This window comes from Paraburkholderia panacisoli (genome assembly GCF_008369935.1).
In the GTDB taxonomy this organism is placed as follows: Bacteria; Pseudomonadota; Gammaproteobacteria; order Burkholderiales; family Burkholderiaceae; genus Paraburkholderia; species Paraburkholderia panacisoli.
Genome location: NZ_VTUZ01000003.1, coordinates 259,989 through 275,423, shown reverse-complemented (window position 1 = coordinate 275,423; position 15,435 = coordinate 259,989). Strand labels below are relative to the sequence as shown.

Genomic DNA, 15,435 nt, shown 5'->3' with positions numbered 1-15,435 from the left:
TGGTCGTTCAGTTGTCCTGCACCGGCGCTGCGGTGTTGCAACCGCAGGCCGCATCGTGAGCGTGACCGGCGTTGCTGTCGTCCCATGCCGAACCCAGGATGATCTGGCAGAAATTCAGGCGCTTGTACGACGGATCGCGCAGTTCGAGCACGTCGGCCTTGACGTTGCCGAAGGTCGTCTCGGGCTTCTTGATCGTTCCCTGCGCGAAGGCATCGATGATGCCGTTCTTGAACGTCTTCTCACGCGGATGCGCCGCCACCACCTGAATCCGTTGCTCGTCGCTGAACTCGTGATAGGCCATGCCGAGCACGTCCATCTCGACCCCGGCGGTGACGAGCGCGACCACCGGCTTCAAGTGTTCAGGCACGCCCGGCGTGGTATGCAGTGCAATCGACAGCCACACCTGTTCGATGTCGTAGTCGTTCATGCCGTGCTGCGTCATGAAATCACGCGCGGCGTTGGCGCCATCCACTTCGAAACGGTAGCCTTCGCTGCTATAGGCCGGCATCAGGCCCATGTCGTGGAACATGGCGCCGAGATACAGCAGTTCCGGGTCGTACTTCAGGCCCTTGCGTTCGCCGCTGAGGGCGCCGAACAGGAAAGCCCGCCGCGAGTGGTTGTACAGCAGGTCGGTTTCGGTATCGCGTACCAGCTGCGTGGCCGCGCGTGCAATTGCGCTGTCGGGTATCTTGATGCCTGCAATTGTGGTGCTCATTTTTCCGGCTCCTCAGTTGGCAAGTGGGTGGCGCACATGCGTACTGCCACTCTTCGACAATCAGCGCTCTACACCTTTCGAAGCGATGGATGCAGACATCCGCTCAACTGCTCGCCCGCGAAACAGACACTACGGAGTGCGACGCATCCGAAGTGCATGTGCCCGGTGGCGTGTCAATGAGAATCAGTATTGGGCAAACAGCCGGTGTCCGACAACTGGAACGAAGCGCTCAATCCTGCCAAGTGTGCGGGATATTCTGCCGTGCTCTTCGGCGTAGTGGCGTCTGTGAAGTGGAGAAGTTATTTCGGACAGGCAAATAGGTTCTTTCACTATCGATTTCGCGTCGTAGGCAACGGGAGACTGTTAGCCCAAAGTCGGACGCGGGCGTACGGCATTGTAAAAGCCGACGATGTACCGGTTGATTTCGCGCTGCGCTTCTTCTTGATTGGCGGACTGACGCTGCCACATGCGCTCCATTTCTCAGGTTCAGGAAGAACCTCTGCAGCACTGAATTGTCCCCGCGATGTCCGTTGCGGCTCATGCTGCAAATCATCAGGCGAACTTCAACTCCTTGCCGAACCCGGTCCCCATGCCAAACGATAGAGCACTCTGCAGGAGATCGGCCTGTGACGGGAACAAGTCGGACCCGCTGCGGCCTCCTCCAACGTTCACAACAGCGGACAGTCACGGAAGCATCGAAAGCGGGACGATCGTCGGCACGCTCTGGCCGGAAAAATACCTATCGTTTTTCGCCGCGTTGACGATGCAAAACGGTCCTGTCGTAGCCACCGTTGACACCCTCTCTTCATTGCGGCCTACCAGCGACTTGACCTGCACACCAGTCACGGAGATCGAACTGGCTCCGCCGCCGGACAGTTCCCTGTCCAACGACTGCAAGCTGGCCTCATCGCGCCTGCACCTGCACCGGTGCACCCGGCTTGCCCGCCACTTGCGGGGCGATCACGAGGTAACGACGGGTGTCGCCTGTCGTGCTCATGCCCGGCGTGACCACCTGGCGAATCTGGCCGATTGTATTCACGATGGCCGAACCGGCCGGGTTAGTCATGAAGTTCGCTAGCACGTCCACGTTGCCACTGCCGTCGGGATTGTTCGACAGACCAAGGACATACGGCTGCTTTGACTGAAGTCCGGTGACCGCGGCCTGCAACACCTGCACCAGTCCCTGGTCGAACAGCGCGACGCTGGTAGGCGCGGCGGCCTGCTCCGCCGACTTGCCCGTTCCAGCCGGCACCATCATCAAATGATCGGCTTGTCCCGCCACGCCTGGCGGCACTGTATTTTGCGTGCCGTCTCCCTCCGGAACCGCGTTCGGCACGTACGTCACCGCCTGTGGCGCCTGTCCAATCGGCACGGTCGCAATGACCTTGTTGGTCAGCGTATCGATGGCGATCATTGCATCTGCGTTTTCAAGGCCGACGTAGACGCGGCTGCCGTCGCCCGACGGCCAGATACCATGCGGCAGACTACCAACGGGTATGGTTGCGACCTGCGAGAAGTCGTCGGTGCGGAAGACCTTGACCTGATTCAGGCCACCCACCGTCACGTAAGCGAACATGCCGTTGGCGTTACGCGCGATGTTCACGTGGTTCGTGATCGGGCCCGTATCGATGGTCTTCAGAAGCGCGAATGGCGGACGCGCATCGAACACCTGGGTCTTGCCGACGTCCTTGAGCGTGAACCACACCTGCTTGCCGTCCGGCGTGGCCGCGAGGTCTGGGCAGAACGGGCTGGCCTGCTTCACGTTGCCGACAATCGTGTGATCGGCCACGGAGATCACTTCGACCTCTGGATTGAATGACGAACACACGTAGCCATATTTGCCGTCCGGCGAGAAGATCTGCATCCCTGGGCCGGCCGGAACGATAACCCGGGTTTTCTCTTCGAAAGTCTTGCCGTCGAGAACCGCCACGTAGTTTTCTCCGCGCACGGTCACCCACACTTCCTTGCCGTCAGGCGTGAAGAATGCCTCATGCGGCGAGCGGCCCACGTACGTGACATGCTTGACAGCGTTGGTTTGCGTGTCGATGAACGAAACCGAGTTCGAGCCGATTGACACCACCGCAATCGTTCGATGGTCTGGTGAGTAACCCATGCCATGCACGAGCACCTGACCGTGATACAGCGGGCTGAAATTCCCCGGAGACGGCTCCCCCAGGCGAATCTCGCCGACCAGCCGGTTGTCGGCCGGATCAGTGACGGATACCGTGTTCGAGAATTGCTCGGCGGCATAGACACGATCGTGGTGGCTCACCGGTATGTCCGGATCGGACAGCGAACCAGGGGCCTGGCCAGCCCACGTGGATTGGGCGACAACCATTGGGATGGTCGTCAGCGCGATGGCGAGAATCGACGTGCGTTTCATCACGGCTCCTTATGCATGCGCATTTGCGTACCGTGAGGGGACATGGGTGTTGTCGGAGCGGGCACGGAGGCCGGGGCGCGCTGCTGGTCGGGCGCGGGTGCCGGCGGTGGCAGTGACTGGCCCAACGCGAGGCGCATGGCGATAATTTCCTGCTGCTGCTCCACAACAATCTCCTGCGCGATGCGCCGCAACCGTTCGTTGTGCCCGTAGCGCAGTTCAGCTTGGGCCATGTCGATGGCGCCCTGATGGTGCGGCACCATCATCGCAACGAAGTCCTGGTCGACGTCACCAGACGGCATGATGGACATGTCGTCCATCATCTTCGTCATGGCCTTGTCATTCTCGGACAGAAATGGGACTTCTTCGGCTGTTGCGCTGGCCGGTCCGGCTGCAAACGCAGTAGGACTTGTGTTCAGCATTGCCGTCGCAGCGGCCGCCACAGTCAAGCGCACAATCGGACGGAAAATGGAAGGCATGGAACGCACCCCTATCAGCGACCCAGAAGGGTATTTACGGGGCAAACACATCCGAATAGCAATCTATTCCGTGCACTCTGGTGAGTTTCGCGCTTCCACGCTATCTCGCTGACGAGCGTCAGGTCAGTCTTCATCCGCGACCGTCGTCTGCGAGTTTGCTAGCGGACGGTCAAAAGCGTTCATCAACCGGGCGGAATTGGCCGGAATTTACCTTAGCCCGGTCAGACAGATTTCAGCTCTTTCTGGACGTTTTCGCGACGAATGGCGTGGGTATGTGCTGAACCTTCTCGCTTCCGCATTTCGGACAAGCCGGATGAGCGGTTGCATGTTCGGCAAGATGCTCGGCATGTTCGAACATTTCACCGCACTTCTCACACTTGTACTGGTAAGTCGGCATGGCATTCCTCCAACGAGAATCCCGCACGTCGTGCTGGCAGATACTGCCAGCGAAGCCGGAAGTATTGTGATAATCCATTCTAGTTCAGGAAAGTACAGGAAACGCCCGCGTATGTGTCTTACGCAGCGCACATCGTATGCGCCGTAGGCAAGGCCGGCATCCCCGTCCAGGGCCGGGTTGATCGCGCGGACCGGCCGCCTGGCGCTTAGATTGTGTGTTTATCGCGCGAAATAGCATTTCCTGGAATGGGATTGACTGCATGAGAAACCGACGGTATTTTTTGTCACGGGGCGTCACGCCCCGTGCGCCGCCTCACAGTTCATTTCGATTCCGTGCCGGCTGTGGAGGCTCGTCGGCACGGAAACCCGGACCAAGCCATGCGTATCTACTTCCAGAGCGCGTCGATCCCGACGCGGGCCGCCAATCGGCTTAAATACCGCCTTTCTCTAAAGGAATCCCAGGCGCGACAGGTGACCTCCGAAGTTCTCGGCTATAAAGACTGGACTGACCTCCACAGCGAACTGGGCAGCGAAGTAGCTTCCGCGCTCGACGAGGCGTGTGACAGCGCGACACTCACCGAGCGACGCGTATATCAGGCGTCGCAATTGCTCGCATCGTCAGTTGATCTTCACGGTGAATCCGCGGACGACTTTGTTCGATGGTGGCAACCATCGGCCGCGCATGCGCACGAAGAGGGCCGGGACCCGCCACCAGCACCATTTGCCGGCTCAAAGGAAGATCTGAGTTTTCAAGAAGCGCTTAGCACGTTAGCCCAGGCCGTGTACCATCCCGTTGGCCAATTCGAACAGGCGCTCATGGCTGGCATACGCAGAACGGAAAACGAAAGCTCGCTGAGGTCTGCAGAATCGATTGCTGACGAGTTGCTAAGCGGCAACCGAAACCGGGAACCTGAAGTGGCTCGTCGTCTCCTTGAAGCTTTGGCCTCGCGAGGCCTGCCCCGGTCGATACTTAACCTGGCGACGAGTTTGACGCTTGGCGATGGTGGGCCCAAAGACGAAAAGAGAGCCAGGGACTTGCTTGAGCAGTTGGCTGAATCTGCTTCAACTCCCGATAATCTGAAGCGGATTGCCGAATCGCGCCTGGGCACCCCCTAATCACCTGGCATCCCGCAGAAACCCGGTACATCAGTGGCTCTGCAGTTGTGGGAGCGGGCGGCGGAGACGGGCGACATCCCCGCTGCACGCTACGCCAGACTGTGTCGCGCTGCGCTGCGCAAAAGAGGGATCGACCAGCAGAGCCGGCGAAAGCTGCTCGGCCCTGTCGGCTCGCGGCACCCCAATATGGCACGCACCGGCTTCGACGGTCCCCGACACTTTTCTTACTTTTCCACCCGGAGCTGGCTGCCTCTCTCGGCAAAGGTCTGGCTTTCGTGAAGTTCTCATACGACCATGGAAACTCCTCTTTTACGACAATCCAGGTTCGGATCTTTTCCAAACGTCATTCATACAAATTGAGTTGACGGCATCATGGCAGCTATGGACAACCGAAGCCGACCTGTCCTGGACACCGGGATAAGTGGCGGTTTGGCTTGAACGGCCGCTCATCAGCGGCCTCTGGGTAGATGAACACAAGTGCCCGCATACGAGATACATTGGGGGTCACGTTAAGTGACCGGTCGGGGCCGGAGCGCCGGAACGATGACCCGAGAAAAGTGTTCTGAAGTCGGTCACTGCCGCGATCACCTCCGCCGCCGCAGGAATCCTGCCAACAGCGATCTTTGAAGAAATGGCGGCGAACCAGGGCAGCGGGATGAGCGTGGCGAGGCAGTGAGAGCTTCGTGCCGCGCGACCCAGCCGCAGCAAGGAGTCGCTCCGATGGCTAAAACAGCCGCCGTTGTCCCGGAGGAACAGCATTTCATCCTCTCGAACTTGACGCCCGGCCCGGCGCAGACACGGCTTGCCCTTGCCGTCGTGCTCGCCTTGCTGGTCGCCTTTTTCGCCATAGCCGGGCGGTTCTCGGGCCTCCATCTGCAGCGGATCGACGCCTTCGTTCCGATGTATGCCACGGCGATGTTCGTGAACGATTCGATCACCGCGGTCCTGCTGTTTGCGCAGTTCTCCATCCTGCGTTCGCGAGCACTGCTCGTGATCGCGAGTGGCTATCTCTTCACAGGGCTCGTCCTGATCCCGTGGACGCTCACGTTTCCGGGCATCTTCGCGCCAGACGGGCTCCTTGACGCCGGGCCGCAGAGCACGGCCTGGCTATACATTCTGTGGCACGCCGGCTTCCCCATGTTCGTCATCGCCTATGCCCTGTTGAAGGATGCCGATCCGGCCAAGCGGTTGTGGCGGGGCTCCACGGGTGCGGCTATCTTGTCTAGTGTTGCCATGACCGCGGCAATCGTGTGTGCAGCGACATTGATAGTCACAATGGGAAATGCGCTACTGCCCCGCCTGCTGGTCGATACGGTGCATCTTTCCACGCTCTGGTTTTATGCCGCCGGGGCCGCAGCGCTGATGAGCGTCGTCGCGCTGATCGTGCTCTGGGTCTGGCGGCGTTCAGTGCTCGATTTGTGGCTGATGGTGGTCATGTGCGCGTACGTGCTGGAGATCTGTCTGATCTCTTTCCCGGTTCCAGCCCGCTACACGGTCGGTTGGTATGCTGGCCGGGTCTGCGGGTTCCTGTCCGGCAGTCTCGTCCTGTTTGTCCTGCTGTATGAGATAACGACGCTTTACGCGCAGTTGCTGCGCGCGGTCTTCGCACAACGCCGCGAGCGCGAGGCACGGCTGGTGACCGGGGAGGCAGTCGCGGCCACGATTGCTCACGAAGTCAGGCAGCCATTGTCGGCGATGGTCACCAATGCCGATGCGGGCTTGCGTTGGCTTAATCGCGCGACGCCCGATCTCGATGAAACGAAGACGGCACTCGGGCAGATCGTCGCTAATGGCCATCGCGCGGCAGCGGTGATCCAAAGAGTTCGGACAATGTTCAGGACGGGCGATCTGAACAGAACGGCGTTTGACGTCAACGGTCTCGTCGGGGAAACCGTTGCCTTGGTGCGCGCTGACCTGCAGAAGCACCGGATAGTGGTCCAGATAGAGCTGGCTGAACGGCTACCGCAGGTATTAGGGGATCCAATCCAGCTACAGCAAGTGCTTCTAAACTTGATCGCCAATGCCATCGAATCGATGGCGGCCATGGATGAGCCACGGGTCCTGTGCGTGAAATCCGATGTCCACGACGATGGCGGCGTAACAGTATCGGTAACGGACACCGGAACAGGCGTCGGCCCGCATGACATCGACCGGATATTCGACCCGCTCTTCACCACGAAATCTGAAGGTATGGGAATGGGCCTGGCGATTTGCCGCTCGATTATCGAGGCACATAACGGCCGCCTGTGGGTGTCCCCAAACAAGCCGCATGGCGCCGTCTTTCAGTTTGTCTTGCGCACCGACGGGGCGACCTCTGCTGATACTCCACGAAGAGAGCAACCCAAAGATCTTCCGTCTAATTCCCGCCTCTGATGCTGATGGATAATCGACGATCGAATCGACATCCTTCGGCCCGATCGGTGCTTTGGAGCAGACTCTAGTCCAAAAGGCTTTTCCGCCGGCATCCGTGTGGCCGGATCAAGGAATCAGCCAAAGCGCCGCCGCATAGATGACGAGGGATACCGCAAACGTGATCGCCGTGTAACCCATAACCCGCTGAATGCGAATACCAGCGATAGCCACGACGGGTACGGCCCAGAATGGTTGCAGCATGTTCGAGACGTTTTCGGCCATGGCAACTCCCATGGCCGTGCGCGGAACCGAAGCATGCAGGCTAAGCGCGGCGGGAAGGACGAACGGACCCTGAACAGCCCAATGCCCGCCCGCACTCGGAATCAGCAGCGTGATGATCAGCGAGCTGAAGTAGCTCAACACCGGAAGTGTGACCGGCGTCGCAATCGCAACGAAGGTCTTGGCAATCGTCGACGCCAGACCCGTCCCCGTCATGATGCCCATGATGCCGCCATACATCGGATATTGCAGCAGCATCGAACCGGTCTGCCGCGCTGCGCGGCGAATCGCGTCGGCATACGCGATCGGTGTGCGCTGTAGCGCCAGCCCGAACAGCAAAAAGATCAGGATCGTGGTGTTGATGTCCAGTTCGAAGCCCTTGCTGTACCAGGTCATCGCGAGATAACCGACGCCCAACGCCAGCACGAGCAGCGTACCGAGCACTGACCGTTCGGCACGCGCAGCGAAAGACGATGCCTCCGCGCCCCGTGCATGCGGATCTGCCTCTGCAGCGGCTGCCGGCTCGCGCTCAGTCTCATTGAACGCGACGACATCCTCTTGCTTCGGATGCATCCTGATGAAGATCGCCGTCATCACGACAACGACCAGTACGGTCGGAATGAATACGAAAGGCGCGAACACAGTCTGACTCAGCGGAATCACCTGCCCCGTGGCTTTCTCGACAAGGTTTAATGCGTTGCCATGCGACGCCTGCGATAACGCAATGGAACTGGACAAGCCACTATTGCAGACAGACCACGCCGAATAGCTACCCGCGACGAGCCATGCAAAATCAACCTTCACGCGCTTGGCGATTTCTCGCGACAAAAGTGCACCTACAACGAGGCCGAGCCCCCAGTTGAGCCACGCGGCCACCGCGACGATCGGGAAGACCAACAGCGCGGCGCGAGTCGGCGAGTGTACTTTGGCAGCCATCGCCCGCAAGCCGCGCTGGACGAGCGGTGCGTCGGCGATTGCGTAACCAGTCGCCAGAATCAGGATCATCTGCAGCGCGAAGCCGAGAATGTTGAACGTGCCACCGTACCATGAGCTCAGGATCACTGGCACCGAGGCGTGCGGCGCGAACACCACGGCCAGCAGGGTCACAACGACGGTCAAGCCAATTGCAAGGACGAACGGGTCAGGCATGACCTGCTCGAACACGTAGACGAGTCCAGCGACGACGCTGCCACGACGCGCACTGCTGTCTGAGCCGACCGCGCTGGTATCTCTCTTGTTCATGATGCTTTCCAGTCCTTTAATCGCAAGCTACTGAAGCAGTATTCCCTGGCACCTGAGCCTGGCGCTATCGGGTACGCTTAGCTGACAAACGGCATACGCCGCAGTGGCATATCACCGCGCCGGAACATACACGATTCACGCGTTTATTGCAGCGAAGGCTACACGGCTCGAGACGGACATGATAACGACACGCGGACGAGACGCTGGCAAGACAGGCTGGCGTCCCCCGGCATCATCAAGCGTCAAACTCAACGATGCCGCAAGTGCCACCGCTCGCAGTGTGAGGCCCGGCTAGAAGGTAAGGCGACAGCTTGATGAAGAACGTCAGTCGCTGAACGTTTGCAACCGCACGCCATCGGTAGATGGGGGCCCACTGTAGCCCCACCGGCTTTCTCCAGAACGGACCGCCCGCCTCGGCATAAAAAAGTAGCTCATTACAAATCTGTAATGGCTCCGTCCGTTTCGCGTTAACTTCCACCCGCTATCCTCGTAGCGGTTTCCGCAATTGCATCACGACTGGGGCACATTCCTAGACCGTCCGACGTCGTGTTCCTTCCCCCGCATGAACCTGAGTTTCTTCAAGCAATGGTTACGAAGCCCTGCAACCGTAGGCGCAGTGGCTCCTTCGTCGCGTTGTCTCGCCGATGCCATGGCTGACGGCGTCGAGGCGTTCGAGGCGATCGTCGAGGTGGGAGCCGGCACCGGAGTCGTGACGGACTCCCTCGTGCGCCGGCACCCGTCAGCGCGGCTGATCGTATTCGAGCTGGGCGTTCAATTGGCCACCGAACTGAGGGGGCGATTTCCACAGGCCCATGTGGTCGGCGGCGCATTCCATGAGAACGTTTCGGTTCTGCAAGAATTGCCGGCGAAGACGATTATTGTCTCGGGACTGCCGTTTCGTTCGCTTTCGCCTGGCGTCGTCGAACCAACGGTTGCGGCCTTCGCCGAACTCCTCTACGCGGACCGCGCTCGACGTCTAGTGCAATTCACGTATCAACCGAGAGTCCCATTTGCGGCCCCTATAGGCTTGCGTTGGCATCGCATCAAAACTGTCTGGCTGAATGCGCCGCCGGCGAACGTCTGGCATCTCAGTAGCAAGGCCGACTGGCGAGGTGGCGACGCGGCGCATCTTGTCGCGTCGCCCTGATCGCTCCAGCACGATATAACGCGACGCGTGCCGTCCCACCAATGGCATGCAGCATGGTTATAGAGGTACGTCCCGGCGCCGGGCCGCGTCACTTTGCCTGCTGGATGACGGCCGTGCTGCAACGGGAAGGCCAACGCGACCGGTACCTGCTCAGGTCACGGCTCAGCGCTGCCATCGAACGGCCGAAACTGACCGACTGGCGGATGCCTCGAGGTATCCAAACGTATAAGCGCACTATGTCCACGTAGTACTACAGCGACCGTTCGTAGAATAGTTTTCTTGGAGTCGTCCGTCTATCTTGATTCCATGGACTTAGCGATTTCATTTGAATGTCAGCCAACCGGGTTTATATCGGCAACAACGCGTACGACGAGTACACGTTCGCCCTCTGGTTGAATAAGAAGGTGCATCGCGAGACTGTTGAACTTAGCAACATCTGTATCCAGTGAGGGCCACGATGAGGACAAACGCAAGAGGTGTGCTCGAGCCGCGCCGAGATGATCCGACGCCCCCAGGACTGCGGAGGGTGGACGCGAACATCAGCGCCGTCGACGTAGCAGATCAACACGAGGGTTGCTGACATGAACGCGCTCGAAAAGTGGCACGACCGGCCGTTGCAGGTCCGCGTGTTCGATCGCTGCAATGAATGCGGCGAGTTGAAGGAAGACGTTCAGAAGCACGTGAGCCTTTGGCCGAACATTACCGCCGTCTGCTGTGCGAAGTGCTTCGCCGAAATGACCGCGGAATGCAGCGGATTTGCAGTCGGCCAGTAGCCAACGATGACCGGATTGAAAACCCTTCCGCATCGGCGACGAAAGGCGCCATAGCCCCGTTAATAGCGAATGCACCAGCTACTCACAGATAGGCAGATTGCCATGTTCACATATTCGATCCGCTATCGCGATATCTGCGGCCGTTGGTCGGTTGCGTTCGCACAGGCCGCTTCACAATCCGACGCTGAAACGATTGCAACCTGCCGATACGGGGCTTTCCATTCTGTCAGCCGTTTCGGCTGACAGAAGAGTCACATGACTAGAGCATGCGCAGAGGCTAGACCGCCTCTCGTGAGGCATGAGGATAATGGTGAAAATTAGATACCCCCGCTTCACGACCATCGAGTTGTGGGTCCTTGCCGTCTCCATCATCATCGCGGCGGGCATACAGCTATGACTGACCGCCGATGGTCTCATCAACACCCCGTCTGAAATCTGGAATGCGGCCACGCGTGTGGATGCCATGAGCGTTCACGCACCGTTTTTCGCAGAATATTGGGAAGTCATTTATGTTCGGCTTACGTTATACCGGCAAGTCACGCGACGGCTTGCGTTTGGTTTCGCTTGCGGTCCTCTTTGGTCTCGCTGGTATCTGTCACGCGCAATCCCCGGCGAAGGTTCAGGATACTGGCGTCGATGCAAATCCACCGTCCGTCACGACATGCGTCGCGTGTCACGGTGCACTGGGCGCAGGCACCGCAAGCGGCGGCCCGCGACTTGCGGGCAAGGATCCGGACTATCTTGCGCATGCGCTTGCAATGTTCAAGGCAGGCACGCGCGCGAGCGACGCCATGCAAGCGGTTGCGCGCAACCTTTCCGATAGCGATATACACAACTTGGCCATGTTCTTTTCACAGCAGAATCCACCGCTTGCCACGGGAGCAGTTCCACCGTCGCAGAGTCTGGTGATCGCCGGAAAGCAACTCGCCGAGATGGGTGCTGGACCGGGCGTCCCGGCCTGCTTCAGCTGTCACGCGGCTGGTGGCAAAGGCAACGGCGCGCGCTTTCCAGGCATCGCCGGCGAGCCGGCGGCGTTCGTCGTGGCCCGGCTACACGAATTTCAGGCACGCGCGAAGGGGAAAATGCCGGCGCCAGGTACGATGACGGCGGTCGCGGCGATGTTGAACGACACGCAGATTGAAGAGGCCGCGGCTTACCTTTCGGTAACCGGACCTTGATAGGCGACGCAGACGATCTGCGTGGGGCGCGAGCAGCGGTGTGATACCCCCTTCGCGCAAGCGTTGACGATGCGGCTCGGAACTGTAGCCCCGGTCGCCTTGGACGATATGCGGTTTGTGCAAGCGACGGCCCGGCTTGCCGCGCACATGTGGAAATGCGGCGACCAGCGCATCAAGCTGGGTGATGTCGTGGCGGTTCGCACCGCTCAGATGACCGCAAGCGGGATGCCTTACGCGTCGATGAGGAGATGGTGCTTGCTACCGAGGTTGCGCCGGTCCGTCGGGTTAGGGCCGGTTCTTTCGAACAGGCATCGCGCGAATTCGCCTCCCGGCAGCGCGGTCGTCATTGCGAGGCCGGAATGGGATGCATGGAAAACTGCATTCCTTCTGCCGCCGAGCTATTCAAATAGTCGAGAACGGCAGAGGGCTTCAGCATCCGTCCAAGCATCATTCCGAAACTGACAACAGAAAAGCCTCGCGACGCGGCGATCGCATACCGGATCAACCAGGCGATCGCCCCGACGAGTCCGTCATCCTAGCTCGCCTTCAGAGGCGAAGCACGCAAAGCTACCCGCCCGGAGCGGGCATCCATGCTGAATGCGCCGGCACCAAACCAGGTGATCTGCAGGAGGCCACCAGCCATCATTACATTCTTGAGGAAGTGAATCATCTGGTTCTGATCTGCGAAGTTGTGGTGAAAGAACATCGCAGTCACCACACAGAACACCGCCATCGCGAGCGACACCGTGCGAGCCCTATAGCCCGAAAGCAGCAGCAGGCCGCCGCCCAGCTCGGTCAACACGGCAACAACGAACGCGAGCGGTGGGACGGGCAGACCCATGGCCGCGATATAGCCAACGGTCGCACCGTACGCTGCGAGCTTGCCCAGCCCGCTCATGACAAACGGCACACCGATCAGAATGCGGCCTAACAACGGAATAAACTTGAAACGTTCCATCGCAATCTCCTCAAATCAATTAGCAGAGGTGGAATACAAAAAAGGAGTTAGCCGGCGTCCACCATCACCAGCTCAGAATCTTCAAGAGCGGAAATCTGCGCCGCAGCGACATTCGCGATCGCCACACCGTCTAGCGGCCCAACGGGCTCGCCATTCACTTCGATACGTCCCGATGCCACGACGAGATAGGCTCGACGTCCTGCACTCAACTCGTGTCGAACCCTATCGCCTGCTTTCAGCATCGCGCCCAGCACACGGGCATCGGCGCGAACAGGAAGCGCACCCTCATCGTCGGCGAATCCACTGGCAAGGACTACGAAGCGACCAGACCGGTCGCTTTTTGGGAACGGCTTGGTATCCCATGCGGGTTTGCCGCCGGCTTCACGGGGTCGCAGCCAGATCTGGTAAAGCTTGAGCGGCACCTCGCCCCGATTGAACTCGGCGTGGCGTATGCCCGTGCCGGCGCTCATGACCTGGACATCGCCTGCGTGGATCGTGCCTTCGGACCCCAACGTGTCTCGATGCCCGAGCAAGCCTTGGCGCACATAGGTGATGATTTCCATGTCACGGTGCCCGTGCATGGGAAAACCGCTACCAACAGCGATCTCGTCATCGTTCCAGACAATCAGGGGACCCAAGGCGGCGTGCGCGGAATTGCCGTCGGCGCTGACCACGAAATGGTGTTTCGCGCGCAGCCAGCCGAGTTCCGCCCTGTCCAGTGATTCCCAACGCCTGTGTGTGAGCATGTCCACCTCCGTTTCGCGCGACCGCCAATGCGACGCTCTTCACCTGCGACTGACCGAATTCAGCGCTGATGCAGTCGATGGAGGGAATGCTATATTTGCAATGAACTCGCGCATAGATCCATTGCTGATACGCATCGTTGCCGTCAATAGAACGATCAGAAGGAATTGGAGTTTGCCCATGAACGCAATCAATGACCTCAACGATCTGCGGCTTTTCGCAGCGGTAGTCGAGCATGGAAGCTATACGGCCGCCGCGCGCAACCTCGCCCTGCAGACATCGAAACTCAGCCGGCGCATTCGCGCCCTGGAAGAAGAACTTGGCGTCCGCCTGCTCAATCGCACGAGCCGGAGCCTGTCCTTGACGGAAACCGGGCGGCAGTTCCACCAGCATTGCCTTGCTCTGGTGGCGGAAGCAAAGGCCGCCAAAGATATCGTGGACCGCACGCGCTCCAGGCCACAGGGCACCGTCCGCATCGCCTGCCCCGTGGCCTTACTGGAGTCCGGCATCTCCACGATCATCGCGCGATACGTCGAGGACAACCCTGATGTCCAGGTCCTGCTGGATGCAACCAACCGCCGCGTGGATGTTGTCGAGGAAGGTCTGGACTTTGCCATCCGGGTCAGGCTTCCGCCCTTGGAGAACACCGACCTCGCCGTCCGCCAGCTGGGTTTGTCGATTCACATTCTGGTCGCCAGTCCCGAATTGGCTGCGCGCCATCCGGCGCCCAGTTCAATCGAATCCGTGAAGGAATGGCCCACCCTCTCCATGGCCAGCAGCAGCGAGCGATTTGTGTGGCACCTGATCGACGCTGAGGGGCGCGTGACATCGTGGGCGCATCAGCCGCGCCTCGCGACCGACGATCTGGCCAGCCTTCGGGTTGCGGCGATATCCGGCGTGGGCCTGGCAATGCTGCCGAGGGAGTTGGTTGAGGAAGATATTCAGGCCGGCCGCCTGCAGCACCTGCTGCCTGGTCTGTCTACCACGCCGGGCCTTGTCCATGCGATTTTCCCGACGCGCCGAGGCATGGTTCCGGCCGTCCGTCACTTGCTCGATGCACTCGTAGCAGGATTCGAAAGTCTGAACCGGCAGCGCTAGCGCGGCTGCCTGCGACGAGCACATCTTTCGCCATGGTTTCAGCGTGCAGCGTGCTGAGCAGGCACCTGCCGGCAGCGTATGCTCCTTTGGCAATCAATACGCGAATAGCGGCGCAACGTCGATGTAGATTCGGTAGTCGTCGATTCGTCCATCGCGCACCCGCCAGACGGTCACGGCCGGGACCGTCAGTGTGGATCCGTCTTTGCGCGTATAGGTCACGTCGATCCGCGAGACAATGACGTTGTCGATTGCCCAGACGTCAAGTAGCTGGTGCCTGATGCCGGCAATCAATGCCATGAAGCTCTTTGAAGACTCCGCAATATTTTCGCGTCCGGTTACCGGGTCGTTATTGGCATAGACAAACGTGCAGTTCTCCGACAAGAAGAGCGCTAAGCGCTGCTCGTCCATCGAATCAATCGCCTCGTACACTTCTGATACATATTCGAACGCCGCATTGGGCGCCTCAGCGGACATGTCAAGTCTCCTCCTCAAATGGTGATTGCAAACGACGTTGTAGATAGCTTAAGCGCCACCAGAACGACGCTGCGCCGCATTCGGGTCTTACGGCGGCGCAGAGA

The 15,435-nt window shown here is 59.7% G+C and carries 15 protein-coding genes and 1 pseudogene; 6 read left to right on the top strand and 10 right to left on the bottom strand.

The genetic code is table 11. The features are described from left to right. Positions 1-7: 7 nt before the first annotated feature. From FVF58_RS06005 to FVF58_RS05985, 5 genes are all read right to left on the bottom strand, one after another. Positions 8-715 carry an HD domain-containing protein gene (locus FVF58_RS06005; protein ID WP_149668973.1) on the bottom strand — a complete coding sequence of 236 codons (708 nt, stop codon included), beginning with the start codon at positions 713-715 and terminating at the stop codon, positions 8-10. Between the two features lie 684 nt (positions 716-1,399). Next, entirely contained in the window at positions 1,400-1,612 is a 213-nt protein-coding gene (locus tag FVF58_RS06000; RefSeq protein WP_149668972.1) for a hypothetical protein, read from the bottom strand. A gap of 7 nt (positions 1,613-1,619) precedes the next feature. Beyond that, on the bottom strand, positions 1,620-3,098 hold the full coding sequence (locus FVF58_RS05995; RefSeq protein ID WP_149668971.1) for a YncE family protein: 1,479 nt from the start codon (positions 3,096-3,098) through the stop codon (positions 1,620-1,622). Next, a complete protein-coding gene (locus tag FVF58_RS05990) occupies positions 3,098-3,574 on the bottom strand; it encodes a DUF305 domain-containing protein (protein ID WP_149668970.1) in 477 nt (158 codons plus the stop codon). Before FVF58_RS05990 ends, FVF58_RS05995 begins: the two co-directional genes overlap by 1 nt. A 232-nt stretch (positions 3,575-3,806) precedes the next feature. After that, positions 3,807-3,971 (bottom strand): FmdB family zinc ribbon protein, encoded by a 165-nt coding sequence (locus tag FVF58_RS05985; RefSeq protein WP_149669144.1) that lies wholly within the window; start codon positions 3,969-3,971, stop codon positions 3,807-3,809. A gap of 377 nt (positions 3,972-4,348) precedes the next feature. Here FVF58_RS05985 and FVF58_RS05980 point away from each other — a divergent pair, with 377 nt between their 5' ends. Next, the gene (locus FVF58_RS05980; RefSeq protein ID WP_149668969.1) at positions 4,349-5,086 is read left to right on the top strand and encodes an SEL1-like repeat protein; all 738 of its coding nucleotides are present in this window, start codon (positions 4,349-4,351) and stop codon (positions 5,084-5,086) included. A 720-nt stretch (positions 5,087-5,806) separates the two neighbouring features. Further along, on the top strand, positions 5,807-7,459 hold the full coding sequence (locus FVF58_RS05975) for an MASE4 domain-containing protein (RefSeq protein WP_149668968.1): 1,653 nt from the start codon (positions 5,807-5,809) through the stop codon (positions 7,457-7,459). A 105-nt stretch (positions 7,460-7,564) separates the two neighbouring features. Here FVF58_RS05975 and FVF58_RS05970 read toward each other — a convergent pair whose 3' ends face one another. Beyond that, positions 7,565-8,959 (bottom strand): TIGR00366 family protein, encoded by a 1,395-nt coding sequence (locus FVF58_RS05970; protein ID WP_149668967.1) that lies wholly within the window; start codon positions 8,957-8,959, stop codon positions 7,565-7,567. A 649-nt stretch (positions 8,960-9,608) separates the two neighbouring features. Between FVF58_RS05970 and FVF58_RS05965 the strand changes: the two genes are divergently transcribed. From FVF58_RS05965 to FVF58_RS52270, 3 genes are all read left to right on the top strand, one after another. Next, the gene (locus FVF58_RS05965; RefSeq protein WP_223191124.1) at positions 9,609-10,106 is read left to right on the top strand and encodes a hypothetical protein; all 498 of its coding nucleotides are present in this window, start codon (positions 9,609-9,611) and stop codon (positions 10,104-10,106) included. A gap of 581 nt (positions 10,107-10,687) precedes the next feature. After that, the gene (locus tag FVF58_RS05960; protein ID WP_149668965.1) at positions 10,688-10,879 is read left to right on the top strand and encodes a hypothetical protein; all 192 of its coding nucleotides are present in this window, start codon (positions 10,688-10,690) and stop codon (positions 10,877-10,879) included. Between the two features lie 509 nt (positions 10,880-11,388). Beyond that, positions 11,389-12,057 carry a c-type cytochrome gene (locus tag FVF58_RS52270; protein ID WP_149668964.1) on the top strand — a complete coding sequence of 223 codons (669 nt, stop codon included), beginning with the start codon at positions 11,389-11,391 and terminating at the stop codon, positions 12,055-12,057. Here FVF58_RS52270 and FVF58_RS52265 read toward each other — a convergent pair. The 3 genes and pseudogenes from FVF58_RS52265 to FVF58_RS05940 form a co-directional block, all read right to left on the bottom strand. Further along, positions 12,037-12,359, bottom strand: a pseudogene (locus FVF58_RS52265) (transposase); the annotation flags it as partial. The gene FVF58_RS52270 and the pseudogene FVF58_RS52265 sit on opposite strands and share 21 nt — an antisense overlap. 233 nt (positions 12,360-12,592) lie before the next feature. Then, positions 12,593-13,015 (bottom strand): DoxX family protein, encoded by a 423-nt coding sequence (locus tag FVF58_RS05945; RefSeq protein ID WP_149668963.1) that lies wholly within the window; start codon positions 13,013-13,015, stop codon positions 12,593-12,595. A gap of 47 nt (positions 13,016-13,062) precedes the next feature. Beyond that, positions 13,063-13,761, bottom strand: a complete 699-nt coding sequence (locus tag FVF58_RS05940; RefSeq protein WP_149668962.1) for a pirin family protein — start codon at positions 13,759-13,761, stop codon at positions 13,063-13,065. 178 nt (positions 13,762-13,939) lie between these two features. On the opposite strand from FVF58_RS05940, the gene FVF58_RS05935 reads away from it, so the two are divergent. After that, positions 13,940-14,857, top strand: coding sequence for a LysR substrate-binding domain-containing protein (locus FVF58_RS05935; protein WP_149668961.1), 918 nt, complete (start codon positions 13,940-13,942; stop codon positions 14,855-14,857). A 93-nt stretch (positions 14,858-14,950) separates the two neighbouring features. Here FVF58_RS05935 and FVF58_RS05930 read toward each other — a convergent pair whose 3' ends face one another. Beyond that, positions 14,951-15,331 carry a nuclear transport factor 2 family protein gene (locus FVF58_RS05930; RefSeq protein WP_149668960.1) on the bottom strand — a complete coding sequence of 127 codons (381 nt, stop codon included), beginning with the start codon at positions 15,329-15,331 and terminating at the stop codon, positions 14,951-14,953. Between the last annotated feature and the right edge of the window lie 104 nt (positions 15,332-15,435).